The following is a 20,749-nucleotide window of genomic DNA, read 5'->3' as shown; positions in this document are numbered from 1 at the left end:
CGGGGCCATGGACTTTTCCCTGTGGCCGAGTGCCGGCCGGACCTGGCAAGAAGTACTCGAAGGCGCGGAGTACGCCGAGAAGACCGGCTGGTACGGCGTCTGGGTGGCCGACCACTTCATGGTGAACGGCGACGACCTGTCGCTGCCGATGAACGAATGTCTCGCCCTGCTAGGCGGTCTCGCCGTGCGCACCGAGCGAGTGCGGATCGGATCCATGGTCCTCGGCAACACCTACCGCCACCCCGCGGTGGTGGCGAACCAGGCGGCAACGCTCGACCAGATGAGCGGCGGCCGGTTCGTGCTCGGGATCGGCGCCGGCTGGCAGGTCAACGAGCACCAGGCCTACGGCATCGAGCTGCCGCCGGTGAAGGAGCTGCTGGCCAGGTTCGAGGAGGCCTGCCAGGTGTTCACCGGGTTGCTGACCCAGGAACGGACCACCTTCGACGGCAAGTACTACCAGCTCAGCAACGCGCCGCTGGAGCCCAAGCCGGCCAAGCTGCCGATCCTGATCGGCGCCTCCGGCGAAAAAGTTGCCTTGGGCATCGTTGCGAAGTACGCGGACGAGTGGAACCACTGGGGGCTGCCAGAAGTTGCCGAGCACAAGGGCAACGTCTTCCGCGAGCACTGCGAGCGGATCGGCCGCGACCCGTCGACCGTGCGCCGCTCGACCCAGGCGATGATCGAGATCCTCGTCCCGGGTGACACCGAGGCCGAGGAGCGACGCGACCGGCGGTTGGCTGCCGGTCAGCCGACGATCATGGGCTCGGCGGAGTACGTGCTCGACACGGTCGCCCGCTACCCGGCGGCCGGGATCGACGAGTTCCTGGTCCCGGACGGCTTCCTGGGCAGCGGTTCGCGCCGCGTCGACGCGTTGGAGCGCCTGCGCGAAGAGGTCTTCAACAAGCTCTAAACGCCGAGCCGCAACGTGGCAACCACCGGCCAGTGGTCGCTCGGAAGGCGACCGCCCGGCCGGTGGTGCGACACCTCGGCGTCCACGACCTGCCAGCCCTTCCCGACCAGGATGTGGTCGATGCGTTCCTGGTCGGTCGCGCCGGTGAAGTCGTGAAAGGTGCCACCCGCCCCCGCCGGTACTGCGTCCCGCCACCCCGCATCGAGCAACGCCGTCAACGGTGCCGAACCCGGCTCGACGTTCAGGTCGCCCACCAGAACCCAGTGCCGATCGGGCTCACCGGCCGTCCAGCGGTCGAGCAACCTGGACGACTCCACCCGAGCGACCTCGCCCAGGTGGTCGTAGTGCGTGTTCGCGATCCCGACCAGCGCTCCGCCCTCATGGCTCAGCCGAACCAGCGTGGCGATCCGAGTCAAAGACGCGTCCCACCCGACCGACCCAGGCGTCGCCGGATCATCGGACAGCCAGCGCGTCTCGTGCGACTCCACCCGCCATTTGCCCCGCCGGATCATCACCACCGAGTGCTCACCGCCCGCCACGCCGTCGTCCCGCCCCGCGCCGACGATCTCGTACTGCGGAAACGTCTCGCGCAAGTACTCCAACTGGTCGGGCAGCACCTCCTGCAACCCGACCACGTCGGCCGCCAGCCCCTCGATCGCGCCCGCGGCCGCCTCGCGACGCAGTACCCACGAGTCGTCGCCGTCGGGCGCCGAGGAGTTGCGAATGTTGAACGTCGCCACACGCAAAAGCAAGCTCACACCGATGACCCTGCCAGACCCATCGCGCGGGTCGCCGCCCGGAGTCGCGGCGCGCTGGCCTCGATCGCCCGATCGCGACCTTCGGCCAGCACAGCGTCGAGTCCGGCCGGGTCGGACGCCAGCCGCGCGTACTCCTTCTGCAGCGGCTCGATCACGGCCAGAACCGCATCCGCGACATCGGTCTTCAAGGCCCCGTACGTCGAGTACGCCTTCGCCAGTTCGACCGGATCGCCGTCGGTGCAGGCAGCCAGGATCTCCAGCAGATTGGTGACGCCGGGTTTCGCGGCCTCGTCGTGGCGCACCTCGCCGTCGGAGTCGGTCACCGCGCGCATGATCTGCCGGCGGATCACGTCCGGCGGGTCCAGCAACCGGATCGTGCCGACCGCGTTGTCCTCGTCGGACTTGCTCATCTTCGCCGTCGGGTTCTGCAGGTCCTTGATCCGCATCGCCAGCGCGGCCTTCTGCAGTTGCGGTACGACGAAGGTCTCGCCGTACTCCCGGTTGAACCGGATCGCGATGTCGCGGGCCAGCTCGACGTGCTGGTCCTGGTCCCCGCCGACCGGGACGCGATCCGTGCCGTAGAGCAGGATGTCGGCCGCCATCAGGCACGGATAGGTGAACAGCGAGGCCCGGGTCATCGGTCTGCCCCGGCCCTTCTCCTTGTACTGGATCATCCGCGACAGCTCCCCGACGTACGAGGTGCACTCGAGCAGGTACGCGAGCTGCGCGTGCGCGGGGACGTCGGACTGGACGAACACCGTGCCCGGTGGCAGACCGGCCGCGAGCATCAGCGTGGCCATCTCGCGGGTCAGCGCGGCCAGCCGCTTGGGGTCGTGCTTGGTCGTCATCGCGTGCTGGTTGGCGACGAAGTAGAAGCCGTCCGGGTCGGTGAACCGGCGCAGTGCGCCGAGGTGGTTGCCGAGGGTCAGCCGGCCGGACGGGGTGATGCCGGAGAGCGAGGTCATGTCGGTCCTTGTCGATCGGGCCTCACCGACCGACGGGCAAACAAAAAGGCCGCCTCGGCGAGGCGGCCTTTTGGATGCGTGTGAACGCCGGGGTCCGCCTAAGCGGCCCACCACTGCTGCAGCGTCAGATGACGATCAGTGTTCACGTTTCCAGAATAGCCTATGGTCGGGGGCATGAGCGGTGAGGCGATGTTGGTCTTCGACGAGGGCCTGACGGCGTACGACTTCGGTCACGGGCACCCGATGAGTCCGGTCCGGGTGGACCTGACCATCCGGCTGGCGCGCGCGTTCGGCGTACTGGATCAGCTGAAGGTGGTGCCCGCGCCGGTGGCAGACGACGCGCTCCTGCGGACCGTGCACACCGCTGAGTACATCGAGGCGGTGAAGCGGGCCGGTGAGGATCCTGATCAGCCCGATACGGAGCACGGGCTCGGCACCGACGACACGTACTGCTTCCCGCGGATGCACGAGGCGTCGGCGCATGTGGTGGGTGCGTCGGTCGAGGCGGCCCGGGCGGTCTGGGAGGGCGACGTGCTGCACGCCGCCAACATCTCCGGTGGGCTGCACCACGCGATGCCGGCGATGGCCAGCGGCTTCTGTGTCTACAACGACCCGGCCGTGGCGATCCGGTGGCTGCTCGACCACGGCGCCGAGCGAGTCGCGTACGTCGACGTGGACGTGCACCACGGCGACGGCGTACAGGCGGTGTTCTACAACGACCCACGGGTCCTGACGGTGAGCGTGCACGAGTCGCCGACCACCCTGTTTCCGGGGACCGGGTCGGCGGGGGAGACCGGTGGACCGGGAGCGGAAGGTACTGCGGTCAATATCCCGCTGCCGCCCGGGACCGGGGATGCGGGCTGGCTGCGCGCGTTCCACGCGATCGTGCCGGACGTGCTCAAGGCGTTCCGGCCGTCGGTGCTCGTCACGCAACACGGCTGCGATTCCCATGTGGATGACCCGCTGGCCCACCTGACCAAGACGGTCGACGGGCAGCGTGCGGCGTACCTGGCCCTGCACGATCTCGCGCACGAGCTCTGTGACGGCAAATGGGTCGCGACCGGCGGCGGTGGATACGCGATCATCGACGTCGTACCGCGGGCCTGGACGCACCTGCTCGCGATCGTCGCCGGCCAGCCGATCGACCCGGAGGCGGCGGTGCCCGAGTCCTGGCGTCAGGACGTGCACATCCTCTACGGGCGGCTCGCTCCGTCGCGGATGACCGACGGCCGCGCTCCGGAGTACGCCGACTGGTCGTCCGGGTACAACCCCGAGACCTGGCTCGACCGCTCGATCAAGGCCACCCGGGACATCAGTTTCCCGCTGCTGGGCATCGACCCGACGTACTGACCGTACTGATTCCGGACCAGTTTCAGGCTGACCATCCAGTCACACCAGACACCCTCTTTCCCATTCGCACCAACAGCCACTAGGCTCGGTTCATGCACGGGCGGAGGTGCCGGAGGGGAAGCCGGCGCACGACTCGTGCTGGAAGTGCGGTGCGTTATGGCATCAAAGAAGTCCGGTGGTGGTGAGTCGCCGCTCGCCGAGGTGAAGTTCCTGACCGTGGCGGAGGTCGCCACGGCCATGCGCGTGTCCAAGATGACGGTGTACCGCCTGGTGCACTCCGGAGAGCTGCCCGCGGTGCGGGTGGGTCGGTCGTTCCGGGTCTCCGAGGACGCCGTGCACGACTACCTCAAAGGCGCGTTCTACCAGGCCGGGTAACCACGAGAAGCGAGGGCGGCCGGAAACCCCGCGAGGGACCGGCCGCTTCGCCTTGCCTTTGCCCTCCTGGCACTAGCTTCTGATCTCGGTACGCCGGGCGCGCGCGGCCGGCCGGTTCTCGGCGAACAGCGGCCGCAACGCCTCTGCCGCAGCGTGCACCGCTTCCGCCGGCACGCCGGCCCACATCTCGTCGTGCGCCGCCGAGCTCGCCTGGACGGCCTGTTCCGCCGCCTCGACGCCGTTCGCGGTCAGCCGGATCTGCGTCCCCCGGCCGTCCTCCGGATCAGGCTCACGCACCACCAGTTCGCGATTGACCAGCTGGTTGACCACGTTGCTGGTGCCTCCTGACGACAGCATCAGGCTGCGACTCAGCTCCGTCGGCTTCATCCGGTACGGCGCTCCGGAACGCCGCAGCGTGACCAGGACGTCGAACTCGGCGGTGGTCAGCCCGAGCTCGCGCAGGACCCGGCGGGTCACCTCGTTCAGGTCGCCGGCCAGCAGCATCACCCGCTTGGTGAGCTCCGACGTCGGGTAGAGCACGCCGGGCAGCTCCTGCCGCCAGGACTCGATCAGCTGGTCGACCCGATCCGCACTCATGGTTGACAGTCTAGGTCCCTTTGGTGATAGCTTTTTAAAAAGCTTTCTAGTGAGGAGACTTTCGTGAACCGTCTGCTGTTGCGCGGTGGGCTCGTGATCGACACCGAGCCGAGTGTTGTCGTCCACCGAGATACCGACGTACTGATCGAGGACGGCCGGATCGCTGCCGTCGGGCCCGGGCTGGCCGTCACCGATGCCGAGGTGATCGACGCGAGTGACCGGATCGTGCTGCCCGGGTTCGTGGACACCCATCGGCACCTGTGGGAGACGGCGTTGCGGGGGATCGCAGTCGACGTGGACCTGGGCTGGTACCTGGAGCACGTGCTCGGCGGGTACGGCTCGCGGCACCGGCCGGAAGATGTTGCTGCAAGCAACCTTGTCGGCGCGCTGGAGTGCCTGGATGCGGGGATCACGACCGTGCAGGACTACTCGCATGTGCAGTACAGCATCGAGCACACCGATGCGGCCCTCGATGCGCTGACGTCGAGTGGGATCCGGGCGGTCTTCGGGTACGGTCCGCCGCCCCTGCTCGGCACGCCGGTCGATCCGGCCGGGATGCGGCACGTGCTGGACCGGACGTCCGGGCTGGTCACGGCCGCTGTCGCCGCGATCGGGCCGTCCTTCGCGCCGATCGAGGTGGTCCGGGCCGACTGGGCACTGGCGGCGGAGTTCGACCTGCCGGTCGTCGTCCACATCAGTAGCGGGCCGGTGGCGACCCTGCCACTGCAACTCCTGCGCGACGAGGGTTTGCTGGGCCCGAACCTGCTTTTCGTGCACGGGAACAACCTGCCCGACTCCGAGCTGAAGCTGATCGCGGACAGCGGCGCGGCCGTCGCCGTCACGCCGGCGGTCGAAGCGCGGATGGAGATGGGTGCCCCGATGGCCGGCCGGTTGAAGGCCGCGGGGGTGACCACCGGTCTCGGTATCGACGTGGTCACCACCGCGTCGGGCGACATGTTCAGCGCGATGCGCGAACTGCTTGCCCTAGGCCACAAGGCGCTGACGGCGGCCGAAGTGCTCAGGATCGCCACCCTGGAAGGCGCGCGGGCCCTCGGGATGGCGGATCAGATCGGATCACTGCGCCAGGGCAAACAGGCTGACATCATCCTGGTCCGCGCGACCGACCTCAACCTGATCGGCGGCGGCCACGACCCGATCGGCACCATCGTCACCGCAGCCCACCCCGGCAACGTCGACACCGTCCTGGTGGCCGGCAACCCGGTCAAGCGCGACGGCCGCCTCCTCCATGGCGATCTCCAGACCACCCTCACCGCCCTGCGCAACACCGCGGACCACCTACATGCGGCCTAGGCCCGGACCGCCGCCACTCACAAACCCGCTCCACACAGTCCGAGCAGCTCCCGTCCACGCCTGAGCAGCACTGGCCAGATGAGGATGCTCCTATGGATCGTCAAGTGGTGGTTAGGACGTAGTAGAGCTCGCGGGCGATGTGTCGTTTGAGGCAGCGGATGATGTCTTTTTTGGAGGCCTTCGGTGGTTCTGCGGTTCATGTAGGCGCGGGTTCTGGGGTCCCAGCGGAGTCTGCAGATGACGATGCGGTGGAGGGCTGCGTTGGCTTGGCGGTCGCCTCCGCGGTTGAGGCGGTGTCGGTGGGTTCGGCCGGACGAGGCGGGGATGGGTGCGGCGCCGCAGAGCATCGCGAAGGCTGCTTCGGAGCGGATGCGGTCGGGGTTTTGGCCGGCGGTGACCAGGAGTTGGCCGGCGGTGTCGGCGCCGACACCGTTGAGTTCGAGCAGGCGGGGGTTGATCTGCTCGACGAGTGGCTGGATGAGGGTGTCGAGGTCGGTGATCTCGTCGGTGAGGTGGTTGTGTCGTCGGGCCAGGCTGCGCAGTGCGATTTTGGCGGCTTGGGCGGGCTGGTCGGCGTGGCTGTGGTCGGGGCGCAGCGCGGTGCAGGTGGTGATCAGCTGCGTCACCGTCAGGGCTCGGAGTTGGTCGCGGAGCGGGTCGGGTGCGGTGATGATGAGTGTTTTCATTCTGCGGATGCAGTCGGCGCGCTGGCTGATCGCGCTGCGGCGGGCCACGCGCAGGTTGCGGAGTGCCTCGACTGGGCCGGTGCGGGTTTTCGGTGTCGCGGTCCGGGTGCCGGACAGGGCCGCGCGGGCAGCTGCTTCGGCGTCGACCGGGTCGGATTTGCCGGCCGCGCGCCGGGTCTTTCGGTCGGGCCGATCGACCTCGACGATGTCGACGTTGTGGCTGGTCAGGTAGTTGGCCAGACCGTGGCCGTAGGCGCCGGTGCCCTCGATCCCGACTTTCGCTACGGAGCCGAAGGTCCGCAGCCAGGCCAGCAGGTCGCGGTAACCCGGTGCGGTGGCGGGAAACGTACGGTGATCCAGGAGCCGCCCGACAGGGTCGATCACGGCCGCGGTGTGAGTGTCGCGATGGGTATCGACACCACCGGTCACAGCAGACTGGAACTCGATGTTTTCACGTGCGATGGTGGACATCAGCCGTCCTCTCACTAGGGCTAGGGCGGCACGCACCAGCCGAGGCAAGCGGACAAAACAGTGATGGGTGCCTGCTGGCACAGGCTCCTATGAAGTCACGATCCCCTGGTCCGGTGAGTGCTGTGGCTCCGCAGCAGACCGACCGACAGATCCTGTTGAAGACCCGTAGTCAGTTTGAGAGCGAGTCAGGACGGTCCCTGCGGAGCCACACCCACATCATCACTGTTTGTGAGTGTTGGCGGTCCGGCTGCACTAGGTGAGTCTCGGGAACAGTGGAGTGGCGGGCGGGAGCGTGCCGTCGATCGGGGTGCATTGCGCGCTGATGCGGGCGGCGGCGCTGGGGAGGAAGGGTTCCAGCTCGGCGGCGAGCTGGAGGCAAGCGTGATGCAGGTTGCCCAGAACCGTTGGGAGCAAGGGATCCTGCGATCTGGCGAGCTGCCAAGGTGTGGTGGTCTCGATGTAGCGGTTGGCGGACTCGACGATTTCCCAGAGCGCTTGGGCCGCCTGGCGGAAGTCGTAGTTTGCCAGCGCATCGTCGATGCGGGCGGGCGCGTGGTTGACGGCGTACTGGAGTTCTGCGGCTTGTGAGTCGGGCTCGATTGCGGTGGGGACGCGGCCGTCGCAGTACCGGTGGATGAGTGAGATGACGCGGTTGACCAGGTTGCCGAGGCCGCCGGCGAGATCGGCGTTGCTGCGGGCGATCAGGCGCTCGCGGGTGAAGTCGGCGTCGCCGATCCGCGGGACGTCACGCAGCAGCCACCAGCGGACGGCGTCGGTTCCGACTTCGGCCGCGAGCTCGGCCGGATCGATCGTCGTACCGGCGGACTTGCTGATCTTGCGGCCGTCGACGGTGAGGTAGTCGTGGACCAGGATCTCGGTCGGCAACGCCAGTCCGGCAGAGAGCAGCGTCGCCGGCCAGTAGACCGCGTGGAAGCGGACAACGCCCTTGCCCAGCAGGTGAATCCGGCGATCGGACTCCTGCCACCAATGCGCGAGATCAGGACTGTCGGTGCCGTACCCGAGACTGGAGACATAGTTGCCTAGGGCATCCCACCAGACATAGACGACCTGGTCCGGATCACCAGGCACCGGGATGCCCCACCCACGTGCCCGCAGCTGCGACCGCGAGATCGAGAAGTCGTGCAGCCCACTCTCGATCAGCCCCAGTACTTCGTTGCGCCGGCTGGCCGGTTCGATCCGGATCCGGCCGCTGGTGATCAGCTCACGGAGCGGTTCGGCGTACCGGGAGAGGCGGAAGAACCAGTTCTCCTCCGCGACCAGTTGCGGTTCGGTGCCGTGGTCGGGGCAGCGGCCGTCGGCGAGGTCCTCCGGTTGGTAGAACTGCTCGCAACCTACGCAGTACAAGCCTTCGTAGTGCTTGAGATACAGGTCGCCCGCGGCGGCGCAGCGTTGCCAGAGTTGCTCGATGCCGGTGCGGTGCCGCGGGTCGCTGCTGGTCCGGATGAAGTCGTCGAAGGACAGATCGAGCGGCTCTTTGAGCTCTTCGAACGCCTTCGCATTGCGATCGACCAGTTCTTGTACCGAGATGCCCTCCGCCTCCGCCGCGAGGACGTTCTTGAGGGAGTTCTCGTCCGTGCCGGTGAGGAAGCGGACCTCGTCGCCGCGCTGCCGGCGATGTCTGGCGAGGACGTCGGCCTGGACGAGTTCGAGGGCGAAGCCCAGGTGTGGGCGGGCGTTGACGAACGGGATGGTGGTGGTCACGAAGGTGCGGGCCATGGGTCTCTCCTGTGCTGAAAGGGAGAGCCGGGACACCGCCCGGTGAACACGAACGAGGCCCCGACTCGGGGCCTCGGATCGAAGATGCGTCCGTCGCTGTACCCCGGCTAGCGGGGCATCATCTGCTGCGACGAGAAGTTGTCCATACCTTCAGGCTACCTGAAGCTTTCGGCCCGCTGGTACCTGTTTTGCGACGCGCGAAAACTGTCGGTGCCGGGTGGTTGAGTGGAGCCCAGTGAGGAAGCTGGGAGGCGGTCGGCATGAAGGTACGGGTGGAGCGGGATCTGCTGGTGGAGTCGGTGGCGTGGGTGGGTCGGAGTCTGCCCAGCCGGCCGAGTGTGCCGATTCTGGCGGGGTTGCTGATGGAGGCGACGGAGGGGCAGTTGACGCTGTCCGGCTTCGACTACGAGACGTCGCACCGGGTCACGCTGCCGGCCCAGGTGGCCGATCCGGGGAGTTGCCTGGTCTCCGGCCGGCTGGTCGCGGACATCGTGAAGAGCCTGCCGCACCAGGCGATCGACTTCCACGTCGACGGTGCCAAGGTCATGCTGGTGTGCGGCACGGCGCGATTCACGCTGCAGACGCTTCCGGTGGGGGAGTATCCGGCACTGCCCGAGCAGCCGCCGGCCAGCGGGGTGATCCGCAGTGAGGTGTTCGCTCAAGCGGTCTCACAGGTGGCCGCTTCGGCGAGCCGGGACGACACGATGCCGGTGTTCACCGGGGTGCAGGTGGAGATCGAGGGGTCGACCATCACGCTGCTCGCCACCGACCGGTACCGGCTTGCCGTGCGCGAGCTGGAGTGGGAGCCGGACGATCCGGAGCTGACCGCTACGACGCTGATCCCGGCCCGGGCGCTGTCCGAGACCGCCAAGGCGATGTCCGGCTCGACCCTCACGCTGTCGCTCGATCAGAACGCGGCCGGGGGCGACGGACTGGCCGGGTTCGCGGGTGAGGTGTCCGGGGGCGAGAGGTGGACGACGACCCGGTTGCTGGACGGCAGCTTCCCCAAGGTGCGCAACCTGATGCCGGATGCTGCGGCGATCCAGACTCGGGTGCGGGTCCCTACAGCCATGCTCGTCGAGGCGGTCAAACGCGTTGCGTTGGTCGCCGAGCGGAACGCACCGATCCGGATCACGTTCACCGCGGAGGGAGCGACTCTCGATGCGGGCAGTGGTGAAGAGGCGCACGCGTCCGAGGAGATCGAGATCCAGCTCACGGGTGAGCCCGTGACGGTCGGCTTCAACCCGACGTACCTGCTGGACGGTCTGCACGCGATCGGTACGCCGGTGGCGCAGCTTGCCTTCACCCAGCCGACCAAGCCGGCCGAGCTGACGGGCACCACTGAGCTGGTCGCCTCCGATGGCGAGCCGCTGACCGACTTCCGTTACATCTTGATGCCGGTGCGGCTGCACGGGTGAGGGTCAGGACCAGATGGCTTGGCTGACGGCTACCCCCAGCGTCGCGGCGCCGACGGCGGCCAGGACGCTGGCGGTGACGTTGGCCAGGGCGGCGAGCTTGGCGTTCTGTTCGTACAGGCGCAGGGCCTCGTAGGAGAACGTGGAGTAGGTGGTGAGAGCGCCGCAGAAGCCGGTGCCGACGAGGAGTTGGACCCAGTGCGGCGCGTCGCCGGCCAGGGTGGCGCCGGTGACAAACCCGAGGATCACGGACCCGACCACATTGACGGCAAACGTGCCCCACGGGAACGAGCTGTCGTGCCGCGCCTGAACGGCCCGATCGGTCAGGTAACGCAACGGAGCCCCAACAACGGCCCCAGCAACCACCAACAGAAACCTCATTGGCTGCTCCTGCTGGTGGTTCTGCTGTTGCGGACGAGGGCTCGGGTTGCGTGGGTGCCTGCGAGGACGGCGGCGATGGCGCCGATGACTGTGATCAGCAGGTTGATGAGCGCGGTGAGCGGTTGTCCGTCCGCGATCAGTTGCTGGATGTCGACGGCGTACGTCGAGAAGGTGGTGAAGCCGCCCAGGATTCCGGTGCCGACGAACGGCCGGATCAGGCGATGCGCAACCCACACCTCGGAGACCAACACCATCAGCACGCCGATCAGGGCGCACCCGGTCACGTTGATCACGACCGTGGCCCAAGGCAACGATCCGGGCGGCGCCGGCCAGCTCAGGCCGATCAGATACCGCGCAGATGCACCGATCGCCCCACCGATCGCGATGACAGCAAGCACAGCTCCCTCACCGTGCCATACCGGCGCGGTGGCGACGGGGTGGCGCAGATCGACATCGGAGTCGACCGGCTCCCGCGGCGACGGATCGCTGTGCACAACCACCTCCAGAGCTTCTGCCTCGCACGATATGCCCGCCGTACCGGCTTCCGCGTGACCGACCAGGCTCCGGAGATCGCCGAGAGGTTTTACGCCGAGAGGTTTTACGCCGAGAGGTTTTACGCCGAGAGGTTTTGCAGAGTGAGGACCCAGTCGTTGCAGCGCATCCAGTGTCCCTTCGGGTACTCGAAGTCCCTCGTCTCGACGAAGGTGAACCCCGCCTTGCGGCACAGCGCATTGGAGGCAGCATTGGCTTCGCCGGGATAGGCATGCAGCGTGCGATGCGTTCCCACGGCCGCGGCCGCCTTCGCGACCTCGGCGAGCGCCGCCGCCGCGATCCCCTTGCCTTGATGCTCCGGCAGCACCGCCCAGCCGGTCTCCCAGACCGTTTCGCCAGGCTCCTCATGCTCCCAGTAGCCGATCGACCCGGCCGTATCGCCGTCGTCCGTGACGATCACGTACATCCGGCCGACGAACTCGTTGGCGGCGTACCGGTTCTGTCTCACCACCAGTTGCTCCGCCGTCTCGGGGCCGCCGAGGTACGCGGTCATCTCGGGTGTGTTGCAGCGCTCCAGCAGCCAGAAGTCGTCGGCCGACCAAGGCCTGAGGTGGACCATGTCAGTTCCTCCGGGCTTTGAGCGCGAGGGTGTGGGGGACGGGCGTGCCGTCGGGTTCCTCGACGTGTTCCAGCGTCAGCTCCGGGCGGAGAAACGCGTTGAGCAGCTCGGACAGCGTGAGGTGACGCATACCGACCCGCCTGCGTATGCCGTCATCGGCCCAGTACGGCGCCTCCTCGTGCCAGCCGGGAGTCCGGTACGACGGATGGACCAGCCGGGTGCCGTCCTCGTTCCACTCGACATGGGGACCGTTGAAAGCGGGGTGCACGCCGTAGCAGACCAGCAGCCCGCCAGGACGCAGTACGCGAACAGCCTCGCCCAAGGCGCCGGGGAAGTCGTCGAGGTCGGTGGAGATCCACATCGCGATCACCGTGTCGAAGGAGGCATCGGCGAACGGCAGGACGGCGGCGTCCGCCTCGATCAGCGGGCCGTCGGTCCTGGTCCGGGCCAGCCGGAGCTGGTCGGACGAGCGATCGACGCCGACCACCGTGCGGCCGCTGTCCCGGATGGTGTCGAAGTTGCGCCCCGTCCCGCAGCCGAGGTCGAGACACGGGCCCGAACCGGGGCCGAGCAGCTCCGGCAGACCGGGTTGATGGCGAGGCGCGCCGACCACGAAGCGGGCGTCGTACCAATCGGCCAGTCCGTTGTAACGAGCGGTCATCGAGGCCTCCCCAGTCGCCGGAAAACCAGCCTAGCCATGGCCTCCGACAGTGCCCGGGCGCCGCGGGTTTGCGCTCGATCCGCGCTGGGACCGCGCCCGGTACCGCCTCACTTAGGTCAGGGAGGTGACCAACAGGTAGGCTTTGCCGACGCTCTCTTTAAGTTTGGAAGGTCCACTGTGGGTTCCGTTATCAAGAAGCGCCGTAAGCGTATGGCGAAGAAGAAGCACCGCAAGCTGCTGAAGAAGACGCGGGTGCAGCGCCGCAAGCTCGGCAAGTAGCAGTTCCCGCCGTCCTGTTCTGCAGGGCGGCGTCGACGGAGTTGCTGTCTGGCTGGGGGTACTCGTGGCACAGGTAGTGATGGTTACCGGCGTCTCCCGGGACGCCGGTGCTCGTTGTGCCCGCCGCCTGGCAGCCGATCCCGGAATAGACACCGTGATCGGCATCGATGTGGTGCCACCAAGGGCCGAACTCGGCCGGGTCCGGTTCGTCCGGGCGGACATTCGCAACCCCGTCATCGCGAAGGTGATCGCCGGTGAGGACGTCGACACGGTCGTCCACACGGGCGTCGTGGCGACCCCTGGCAGCGCCGGGGGACGGTCGTCGATGAAGGAAATCAACGTCATCGGCACCATGCAACTGCTCGCCGCGTGCCAGAAGGCGCCTGGCGTCCGCAAGCTGGTGGTCAAGTCGTCGACCACCGTGTACGGCGCGGGGCCGCGCGACCCGGCGATGTTCACCGAGGAGATGGCCCCGAGAGCGATCCACCAGACCGGGTTGAGCAAGGACGCGGTCGAGGTCGAGGGCTACGTCCGCGGCTTCGCCCGGCGGCGCCCCGACGTCTGCGTCACCACGCTGCGGATGGCCAACTGGATCGGCCCGCGCACCGACTCCCCGATCACCCGGTACTTCGCCATGCCGGTGGTGCCGACCGTGCTCGGCTTCGACGCCCGGCTGCAGTTCCTGCACGAGAGCGACGGCGTGGAGGCGATCCACCACGCGACCATGACCGACCTGCCCGGCACCTTCAACCTGGCCGGCGACGGCGTGCTCCTGCTCTCCCAAGCGATCCGCCGACTCGGCAAGCCCGCTCTCCGGCTGCCGTCCTTCACTGCTTCCAGTACGGCGGCAGTGGTTCGCCGGGCCCGACTGGCTGACTTCTCGCCGGACCAGATCACCTTCCTGACCTATGGGCGCGTGGTGGACACCATCCGGATGCGGACCGAGTTCGGTTTCGAGCCGGAGTACACCAGCGCCGCCGCCTTCGACGACTTCCGCGCCACGATCGGCACCGGAGTCGTCACGCAGGCCTCGCGTCTGCTCACCGCCGGACTGGGAGCCTTGCGTGGCTGACGCCGACATCATCCCGATCGGCTCCGGCGGCCGCCCGGGCCGAGGCAGCGGCCGCCGCACCACCCCCTCAGCCGCAGCCCGCGCCCTGGCCGGCCCCAACACCCCTAAAAACCGCCCGTCCCGTACCGCCGCGCAGGCTCCCGGCGGACAGCCCAGCACCGACTCCGACCGCTCCGCCACCACCTCTGCCCCCGGCCGCTCCGGCGCTGGTGCGGATGGCGCGAAGCGGGCTGGCGGTGGTCGTCGGCGTAAGGCGAAGCAGGGCGCGCAGTCCGCTGGGTCCGGCGATCGCATCGAGGAAACGACGCAGAGGACTTCCGGGCCGGTCGACGGTGGAGGGGACGGGGCGGCTGGGTCGGGGGAGCCGGGCGCGCGCGAGTTCACCGGGCCGGTCGGCGTACCGGCTGGTGGTGAGTGGAGCGGCGTGCCGGGTGCCGGCGGGGTGAGCGGCGTACCGGATGGCGGCGGGCTGAGCGGCGTACCGGGTTCTGATGGGGCTGCTCGGGTTGAGGTTGGGGAGGACGGGGCGGGGCGGGATTTTGCTGCGTTCGAGAAGGTTGTGCGGGAGACGCTTGGGGCTGACGGGGAGCGGAAGGTTGCCGAACTGCTGGCGTTTCTGCGGCGGCGGCTGACGGGGGACTATGAGGTCGACGAGTTCGGGTACGACGCGGATCTCACCGACCAGGTGTTCCTGTCGGCGCTGCGCCCGCTCGCGGAGAAGTGGTTCCGGGTCGAGGTGCGCGGGATCGAGAACATCCCCGACACCGGCAGCGCGCTGATCGTCGCGAACCACTCCGGCACGATGCCGATCGACGGGCTGATCACCCAACTGGTCGTCGCCGACCACACGAACCGGCCGCTGCGTACGCTCGCGGCCGACCTGGTGTTCAAGACGCCGTTCGTCGGCGAGATGGCCCGCAAGGGTGGCGCGACGCTGGCGAGCAACGACGACGCCGAGCGGCTGCTCCGCCAGGGGAACCTGGTCGGTGTCTGGCCGGAGGGGTTCAAGGGGCTGGGCAAGCCGTTCAGCGAGCGGTACAAGCTGCAGCGGTTCGGCCGGGGCGGATTCGTCAGCGCGGCCATGCGGACCGGCGTACCGATCGTGCCGTGCTCGATCGTCGGCGCCGAGGAGATCTACCCCCTGGTCGGCAACCTGGCGTCACTGGCCCGGCTGGTAGGCGTCCCGTACATCCCGGTCACCCCGTTCTTCCCCTGGCTGGGCCCGCTCGGCATGATCCCGCTCCCGTCCAAGTGGCTGATCGAGTTCGGCGAACCCATCCGCACCGACGACTTCCCCGAAGGCGCCGCCGACGACCCCATGCTGGTCTTCAACGTCACCGACCAGGTCCGCGAAACCATCCAGCAAACCCTCTACACCCTCCTCATGCAACGCCGCAGCGTCTTCTTCTGACCCGCACCGCCCGGCCTGCGCGGGTGCCGAGCGTGCCGACCGACAGGATGTGTCGGCGCTAGCGAGCGCCCACGACGCCTCCCCAGGCGGACTCCAGGAGAAGACAACCGCACACCTCCTGTCCCTCGGCACAGCCCGGCCACTCAGCACCCCGCCCACCCCTCAGCCCCACCGCAAACCGATCGCCTCGCCCACCCGGCCGGCGACCTTGTGCACCGGCTGAGCACCGCCGGCAATTCCCAACGCTCAAGCGATGCACCAAGTGACCCTGGGAAGCGGCCGCGGAGGGCGGGCGCGGCTCCGCGAGCGGCGAGCGGCGAGGGGGAGCGGGGAGCGGGGAGCGGTGTAGGTCGAGGAGCGCCGGTGCCCGCGACCCGCCGGGTGCCGTCGACCCCGCCGGGTGCCGTCGACCCCGCCGGGTGCCGTCGACCCCGCCCAGGCCGTCGACTCCAGGGTGCGAGGCGTCCGCCGTACTGCGGTGGCGGGCTGGTCCTGCCCGGACGGGCGACTTTGTGCGTGACGTGAGTGCGGGAAAGCGCTGGCCAGGAATCACGTCGTGCACAAAGTCGGAGGGGCGTGGAAAGCGAAGAGCCCGGCTCCCTGGGGGAGGCGGGCTCTTCGGGGTGTTGGGGAAGGGTTACTTCCAGGGTGGGAGGAGGGTTTGGATTACGCCTGGGAGGTTGAGGGTGGGGAGGGGGAGGCTGACGGTCGGGAAGGGCCAGGGCCAGCTCGGGGTGCCGGGGGTTGGCAGGGACGGGACTACTGGGCCCGGTCCTGACGGCGTTGTGGTCGGCTTGCTCGAGGGGATGGGTGGCGTCTTCAGGTCGGTCGGCGTGGTGGTCGGCTTCTCGACGATCGTGGGGTCGATCGACTTCGGCGGCACCGTGGGTTCGGTGGTCGCCGTCGCGCCCGGGTCGGCCGGCTTGCCCGAGGGCGCCTTGGTCGGCTTCGAGGTGGGCTCCGTCGCCGCCTTGATCGGCGTGGTCGGCTCCGTCCCCGGGTTGATCGCCGGCGGTGGGCCCGCGTTCTTGGCCGGTTTCGGCTTCTCGCACTTCGGGCAGGCCGCGCTCGCGCGCTGCGCCATGTCCTCGAGCGAGGCCAGCGCCTCGACAGCGGGTTTGAGCGACTCCGGCGGCAGCTTGGGTGCGAGCTCACCGATGGCCTGGCGGGCGCTGGTGATGAACGCGGTGACTGCCGTGATCGCAGCCGGGTCACCGGTCTGCTGGTACGACGCGACGAGCCGGGTGATCCCCTGGCGCGACTGCGCGGTGAAATCGGCCAGCGTGCCGTTGATGGTGGCCACGTCGCCACCATTGGCCACCAGTTTGCGGATCTCGGACAACCGGGTGTTGGCGTGCTCGAGATCGCGCCGGCCCCGGGAGTCGTCCCCGACGCTGACGTTGGTCGAGACGTTCTCGATGCTGCGCTTCATCCCGTACAGCGCGTCACCGGGCATCGCCTGCTGAGCGGCGGCGGCAGAACCGATGCCACCTCCGAGCAGAACCAGCGCGGCGGTACTGGCCACCAGCCGGATACGCCGGCCGTGACGATGGCGGATATCTGTCACGGACGCGTCGTCGTCCTCGCGCGGAGGCGGATCGTCCGAGAAGTCCGGAACGCTGGGTACCACGGTCGGAGTCGTGGTCGCGGCGCGTGCCGCGGCCTGCTCGAGGAGGCGGTGCCTCAGCTCGGCATTGAACTCCGGTCGCGGTGTCACTGCGCCGGCGGTCCTCAGCCGTCCGACCAGTTCCACAGCTTCCATCAGCTCAGGGTCATCGCTCAGTCGCGAAGAGTGACGGGGCCCGTGATCGACGGCGTGCGCGAAGGTCTCCGCGCGCGCTCGAGCCCTGTGTAGGTCACTCATGAGTTCTCGTTCTCCTCAATGGCCAATCGGGGTCACCGAAAGGTCCTCACCAGGCAAACGAGGAATATCCCTGACGGGTTACGAAAGACATTCGTTGTCATCCTCCTCACCTCAAGTCCTTGGGGATAACCTTCGCCAAGTGCCGGACAGCCCTCAGTTGCAGTTGCTTGACGGCGCCCTCGGATTTCTCCAGCGCCTTGGCCGTCTCGGCGATCGACAGACCGGCGAAGAACCGCATCGTCAGGCAGTCGCGCTGCTCCTCGGGCAGCGCCGCCACGGCGTCCCGCAGTACTTCGGCGGTGGCGGCGGCCAGTACGTCGACCTCCGGGCCCTCGGTCTGCCGGTCGTGCGTCTCGATCTCGTCGGTGACCACCTCGAGCCGGACCCGGCCCGACTTGTAGTGGTCGGTGATCAGGTTCCGGGCGATCGTCACCAGCCAGGCGCCGAAGTCCCGGCCCTGCCAGCGGAACGAGTCCAGCGCGCGCAGCGCCCGGACGAACGTCTCGCTGGTGAGGTCTTCGGCGAGTGCCGATGACGACACTCGCGCGTAGATGTAGCGATACACGGTCAGCGAGTACTCGTCGTACAGCTCGCCGAACGCACCGACGTCCCCTGCCTGGGCGCGATCGACGAGCTCTGCGCGTCTCATCCCGTCCGGGCTTGGCTCCGGCGTCGTCAAGTTCTCTCCCCGTTCAACTGACACGTCTACGTCTGACACTGCCGCGAATGGCCACAGCGGCTGAGACAGCACCGAGCGTTACGCCTGAAGCACCCGCTGTCAACAGCGCGCGGCGTGCCGCCTTCCTTCCGGTCCGGTAATCACGCACCGGCCAGCCGGCCACTTCGGCGTGCCGGCGAAGCTTCGCGTCGGGGTTGATCGCGCAGGGGTGGCCCACCAACTCGAGCATCGGCAGATCGTTGACCGAGTCCGAGTAGGCCGCACAATCGGCCAGGTGAAGCCCCTCGTGCGCCGCCAGCGCGCGGACCGCCTCCGCCTTCGCCGGGCCGTGAAGAATATCGCCCACCAGGGCGCCTGTATAGATCCCGTCCCGCGATTCTGCAATCGTTCCCAGCGCACCGGTCAGGCCGAGCCGTCGGGCCAGCAGCCGGGCCACCTCGACCGGCGCGGCGGTCACCAGCCAGACCCGCTCGCCGGCGTCCAGGTGCGACTGGGCGAACGCCTTCGTGCCCGGCCAGACCTTGTCGGCGATCAGTTCGTCGAAGATCTCCTCGACCAGGATCTGTACTTCGGACACCCGGTGCCCGGCGATGAACGCGAGCGCCGAGGAACGTGCGTTGGCGACCGACTCGGGCGTCTCGCCCTGCAGCCGGAAGCGCAGCTGGTCGATCGCCTTGCGGGTGATCTCGGCACTGGTGAAGAACTTGCGCCGGTACAGACCTCTGGCCAGGTGGTACACCGAAGCGCCGCGCAACATCGTGTTGTCCACGTCGAAGAACGCGGCGGCATGGGTCACCGGCGGTGTCTGCAGCGCCGCCTCGAGCTCGGCCGCGGCTGCACTGGCCTCACCGGCCAGCACCGACCGGGCGCGCAGATCACGCGTCGTGGGTCGAGTCACAGGAAGGACCCTAGCTCGCTCGTGACAGACTCGCCTGGTGAACTTCAACTTCGCGGATGTTCTTCGTGACACAGCGCAACGTCACGGCGAACGTCCGGCGCTGGTCGACGGGGACCGGCGGCTGACCTGGAGCCAGCTCGACGCGGCCGTGGACGCGGCTGCCCGCGGGTACTCGGCGGCAGGTCTGGTGCCGGGGTACCGGGTGGTCCTGCTGCTGGCGAACAGCATCGAGTTCGTCACCTCCTACCTGGGATGTCTTCGCGCCGGACTGGTCGCCGTGCCGCTGAACACCGGCCTGACCAAGCGCGAGATCAGTACCGTGATCGCGCACTCCGGAGCCCGTCTCGCGGTCGCCGACGGGGACCTCGCGGACAAGGTCGAGGGGATCAGAGTGGTCCGGGCCGGCGAGCTCGCCGGTGACGCTCCGCTTACGCCGCAGACCGACCCGGAAGCCCTCGCCGTCCTGCTCTACACGTCCGGGACGAGCGGTGAGCCGCGGGCCGCGATGCTCACCCACCGGGCACTCGGCGCGAACGTGCGCAACCTGGTCGACCTCGGCGAGGACCGGATGGGCCCCGACGACGTCGTCCTGGGCGTGCTGCCGATGTTCCACGCCTTCGGCCTGAACGCGGTCCTAGGCTGGGCCGTCGCGACCGGGGCCCTGCTCGTCATCGAGCGCCGCTTCGACTCGACCGGCACCATCGACCTGGTACGCCGGTACGGCGTGACGCGACTCCCGCTCGCCCCACCGGCCCTCAACGCGTTCATCGCCCGCCCCGATCTCCAGGACGCGCTGCAGACCGTCAAGGTCGTGCTGACCGGCGCCTCGACCCTGGATCGTGGGCTCGCGGACCGGTTCGAGCAGGCCAGCGGCCTGTTCGTGCATCAGGGCTACGGGTTGACCGAGGCCTCGCCCGGCGTCACCACGACCCTTGGCGAGCAGGACCCGAAGCCTGGTTCTGTCGGCCGCCCGCTGCCCGGCGTCGAGGTGCGGATCGCCGACGAGCGGGGCGAGGACGTCGAGGGCGACGACCCCGGCGAGATCCTGGTCCGCGGCGCCAACCTGTTCTCGGGCTACTGGCCGGACGGTGTCGACGGCCCGGACGACGAAGGCTGGTACCGCACCGGCGATGTCGGGTTCCTGGACTCCGATGGTGACCTGTTCCTGGTCGACCGGCTCCGCGAACTGATCATCGTGTCCGGCTTCAACGTGTTCCCGAGCGAGGTCGAGGAGGTCCTGGTACAGGCTCCGGGTGTGCGCGAGGCGGCCGTGATCGGCGTACCGTCCGAGGACACCGGTGAGGCGGTCAAGGCGTTCGTCGTACCGGCGACCGGGGCCGCGCCGGATCCGGCGGAGATCCGCGAGTACGCCGAGACGCGGCTGGCGCGGTTCAAGTGCCCGGTCGAGATCGAGGTGGTCGACCACCTGCCCCACTCGGTCACCGGCAAGGTCGCCAAGGGCCGGCTGCGCGAGGCGGACCGATGAGCGATCGGGTGACTCTCTACGGCAAGCCGGGCTGTCATCTGTGCGACGACGCCCGGGTGATCGTGGCGTCCGTTTGCGCCGAGCTGGGCGTCGGCTGGACCGAGATCGACATCACCACGGACGAGCAGCTCTTCAAGGAGTACGGCGAACAGATCCCGGTCACGTTCGTGGATGGCCGCCAGCACGACTTCTGGCGAGTGGACCCGGTCAGGCTGAAGAAGGCCTTGACAACTTAGTGCCATCCGTCACGACCGGCGTTCCCGATTTTGTTCTCACGTTCACAAGCTCCTAGAGTGGGGTAGTCGCCAGCCGTGAGGCGGTGACCCGCGAAC

At 68.4% G+C, this 20,749-nt stretch carries 21 protein-coding genes and 1 pseudogene; 10 read left to right on the top strand and 12 right to left on the bottom strand.

Translation table 11 applies throughout. From position 1 onward, the window contains the following. Positions 1-7: 7 nt before the first annotated feature. The gene (locus ACQPYM_RS38060; protein ID WP_433010874.1) at positions 8-910 is read left to right on the top strand and encodes a TIGR03560 family F420-dependent LLM class oxidoreductase; all 903 of its coding nucleotides are present in this window, start codon (positions 8-10) and stop codon (positions 908-910) included. Here ACQPYM_RS38060 and ACQPYM_RS38055 read toward each other — a convergent pair. Then, positions 907-1,668: an endonuclease/exonuclease/phosphatase family protein gene (locus ACQPYM_RS38055; RefSeq protein ID WP_433010871.1), complete on the bottom strand. Its 762-nt coding sequence runs from the start codon at positions 1,666-1,668 to the stop codon at positions 907-909. The two genes, ACQPYM_RS38060 and ACQPYM_RS38055, sit on opposite strands and share 4 nt — an antisense overlap. Continuing rightward, the gene (trpS, locus tag ACQPYM_RS38050) at positions 1,665-2,633 is read right to left on the bottom strand and encodes a tryptophan--tRNA ligase (protein WP_433010868.1); all 969 of its coding nucleotides are present in this window, start codon (positions 2,631-2,633) and stop codon (positions 1,665-1,667) included. Before trpS ends, ACQPYM_RS38055 begins: the two co-directional genes overlap by 4 nt. 174 nt (positions 2,634-2,807) lie before the next feature. Between trpS and ACQPYM_RS38045 the strand changes: the two genes are divergently transcribed. Together ACQPYM_RS38045 and ACQPYM_RS38040 are read left to right on the top strand one after the other, a co-directional pair. After that, the gene (locus ACQPYM_RS38045; protein ID WP_433010865.1) at positions 2,808-3,983 is read left to right on the top strand and encodes an acetoin utilization protein AcuC; all 1,176 of its coding nucleotides are present in this window, start codon (positions 2,808-2,810) and stop codon (positions 3,981-3,983) included. 156 nt (positions 3,984-4,139) lie between these two features. Then, the gene (locus ACQPYM_RS38040) at positions 4,140-4,358 is read left to right on the top strand and encodes a helix-turn-helix domain-containing protein (protein ID WP_433010862.1); all 219 of its coding nucleotides are present in this window, start codon (positions 4,140-4,142) and stop codon (positions 4,356-4,358) included. A gap of 72 nt (positions 4,359-4,430) precedes the next feature. Here ACQPYM_RS38040 and ACQPYM_RS38035 read toward each other — a convergent pair whose 3' ends face one another. Beyond that, positions 4,431-4,955 (bottom strand): MarR family winged helix-turn-helix transcriptional regulator, encoded by a 525-nt coding sequence (locus ACQPYM_RS38035; protein ID WP_433010859.1) that lies wholly within the window; start codon positions 4,953-4,955, stop codon positions 4,431-4,433. 63 nt (positions 4,956-5,018) lie between these two features. Between ACQPYM_RS38035 and ACQPYM_RS38030 the strand changes: the two genes are divergently transcribed. Continuing rightward, positions 5,019-6,266, top strand: coding sequence for an amidohydrolase family protein (locus ACQPYM_RS38030; RefSeq protein WP_433010856.1), 1,248 nt, complete (start codon positions 5,019-5,021; stop codon positions 6,264-6,266). A 100-nt stretch (positions 6,267-6,366) separates the two neighbouring features. On the opposite strand, the pseudogene ACQPYM_RS38025 reads toward ACQPYM_RS38030, so the two are convergent. Together ACQPYM_RS38025 and metG are read right to left on the bottom strand one after the other, a co-directional pair. Then, positions 6,367-7,423: pseudogene (locus ACQPYM_RS38025) on the bottom strand (IS110 family transposase). A 252-nt stretch (positions 7,424-7,675) separates the two neighbouring features. Beyond that, on the bottom strand, positions 7,676-9,160 hold the full coding sequence (gene metG / locus ACQPYM_RS38020) for a methionine--tRNA ligase (RefSeq protein WP_433010853.1): 1,485 nt from the start codon (positions 9,158-9,160) through the stop codon (positions 7,676-7,678). Positions 9,161-9,420: 260 nt separating this feature from the next. Here metG and dnaN point away from each other — a divergent pair, with 260 nt between their 5' ends. After that, on the top strand, positions 9,421-10,578 hold the full coding sequence (gene dnaN, locus ACQPYM_RS38015; RefSeq protein WP_433010850.1) for a DNA polymerase III subunit beta: 1,158 nt from the start codon (positions 9,421-9,423) through the stop codon (positions 10,576-10,578). A 3-nt stretch (positions 10,579-10,581) separates the two neighbouring features. On the opposite strand, the gene crcB (ACQPYM_RS38010) is transcribed toward dnaN, so the two are convergent. The 4 genes from crcB (ACQPYM_RS38010) to ACQPYM_RS37995 form a co-directional block, all read right to left on the bottom strand. Continuing rightward, on the bottom strand, positions 10,582-10,956 hold the full coding sequence (crcB, locus tag ACQPYM_RS38010) for a fluoride efflux transporter CrcB (protein ID WP_433010848.1): 375 nt from the start codon (positions 10,954-10,956) through the stop codon (positions 10,582-10,584). Further along, entirely contained in the window at positions 10,953-11,456 is a 504-nt protein-coding gene (gene crcB, locus ACQPYM_RS38005; RefSeq protein WP_433010845.1) for a fluoride efflux transporter CrcB, read from the bottom strand. The genes crcB (ACQPYM_RS38010) and crcB (ACQPYM_RS38005) overlap by 4 nt, the downstream gene beginning before the upstream one ends. A gap of 113 nt (positions 11,457-11,569) precedes the next feature. Beyond that, positions 11,570-12,067: a GNAT family N-acetyltransferase gene (locus tag ACQPYM_RS38000; RefSeq protein ID WP_433010842.1), complete on the bottom strand. Its 498-nt coding sequence runs from the start codon at positions 12,065-12,067 to the stop codon at positions 11,570-11,572. Position 12,068: 1 nt separating this feature from the next. Further along, a complete protein-coding gene (locus ACQPYM_RS37995) occupies positions 12,069-12,728 on the bottom strand; it encodes a class I SAM-dependent methyltransferase (protein WP_433010839.1) in 660 nt (219 codons plus the stop codon). Between the two features lie 177 nt (positions 12,729-12,905). On the opposite strand from ACQPYM_RS37995, the gene ACQPYM_RS37990 reads away from it, so the two are divergent. The 3 genes from ACQPYM_RS37990 (at position 12,906) to ACQPYM_RS37980 (ending at position 15,490) form a co-directional block, all read left to right on the top strand. Continuing rightward, positions 12,906-13,007 carry a 30S ribosomal protein bS22 gene (locus tag ACQPYM_RS37990; RefSeq protein WP_008356322.1) on the top strand — a complete coding sequence of 34 codons (102 nt, stop codon included), beginning with the start codon at positions 12,906-12,908 and terminating at the stop codon, positions 13,005-13,007. 79 nt (positions 13,008-13,086) lie between these two features. Then, positions 13,087-14,079 carry an NAD-dependent epimerase/dehydratase family protein gene (locus ACQPYM_RS37985; protein WP_433023472.1) on the top strand — a complete coding sequence of 331 codons (993 nt, stop codon included), beginning with the start codon at positions 13,087-13,089 and terminating at the stop codon, positions 14,077-14,079. Then, entirely contained in the window at positions 14,072-15,490 is a 1,419-nt protein-coding gene (locus ACQPYM_RS37980; protein ID WP_433010836.1) for a 1-acyl-sn-glycerol-3-phosphate acyltransferase, read from the top strand. The genes ACQPYM_RS37985 and ACQPYM_RS37980 overlap by 8 nt, the downstream gene beginning before the upstream one ends. Before the next feature lie 637 nt (positions 15,491-16,127). Here the strand turns inward: ACQPYM_RS37980 and ACQPYM_RS37975 are convergent. The 3 genes from ACQPYM_RS37975 to ACQPYM_RS37965 all read right to left on the bottom strand — a co-directional run bounded on the left by ACQPYM_RS37975 (position 16,128) and on the right by ACQPYM_RS37965 (position 18,931). After that, a complete protein-coding gene (locus ACQPYM_RS37975) occupies positions 16,128-17,252 on the bottom strand; it encodes a DUF5667 domain-containing protein (RefSeq protein ID WP_433010833.1) in 1,125 nt (374 codons plus the stop codon). 208 nt (positions 17,253-17,460) lie between these two features. Then, positions 17,461-18,003 carry a sigma-70 family RNA polymerase sigma factor gene (locus tag ACQPYM_RS37970; RefSeq protein ID WP_020388025.1) on the bottom strand — a complete coding sequence of 181 codons (543 nt, stop codon included), beginning with the start codon at positions 18,001-18,003 and terminating at the stop codon, positions 17,461-17,463. A gap of 43 nt (positions 18,004-18,046) precedes the next feature. Continuing rightward, positions 18,047-18,931: an HAD family hydrolase gene (locus ACQPYM_RS37965; protein WP_360278803.1), complete on the bottom strand. Its 885-nt coding sequence runs from the start codon at positions 18,929-18,931 to the stop codon at positions 18,047-18,049. A 37-nt stretch (positions 18,932-18,968) separates the two neighbouring features. Between ACQPYM_RS37965 and ACQPYM_RS37960 the strand changes: the two genes are divergently transcribed. After that, positions 18,969-20,417: a class I adenylate-forming enzyme family protein gene (locus ACQPYM_RS37960; RefSeq protein WP_433010829.1), complete on the top strand. Its 1,449-nt coding sequence runs from the start codon at positions 18,969-18,971 to the stop codon at positions 20,415-20,417. After that, a complete protein-coding gene (locus ACQPYM_RS37955; RefSeq protein ID WP_433010826.1) occupies positions 20,414-20,653 on the top strand; it encodes a glutaredoxin family protein in 240 nt (79 codons plus the stop codon). The genes ACQPYM_RS37960 and ACQPYM_RS37955 overlap by 4 nt, the downstream gene beginning before the upstream one ends. Positions 20,654-20,749: the final 96 nt, after the last annotated feature.

Source organism: Kribbella sp. CA-294648 (genome assembly GCF_050943845.1).
Taxonomy (GTDB): Bacteria; Actinomycetota; Actinomycetes; order Propionibacteriales; family Kribbellaceae; genus Kribbella.
Note: the sequence above shows the minus strand (reverse complement) of the source record. Positions and strands in the feature narration are given on the sequence as shown.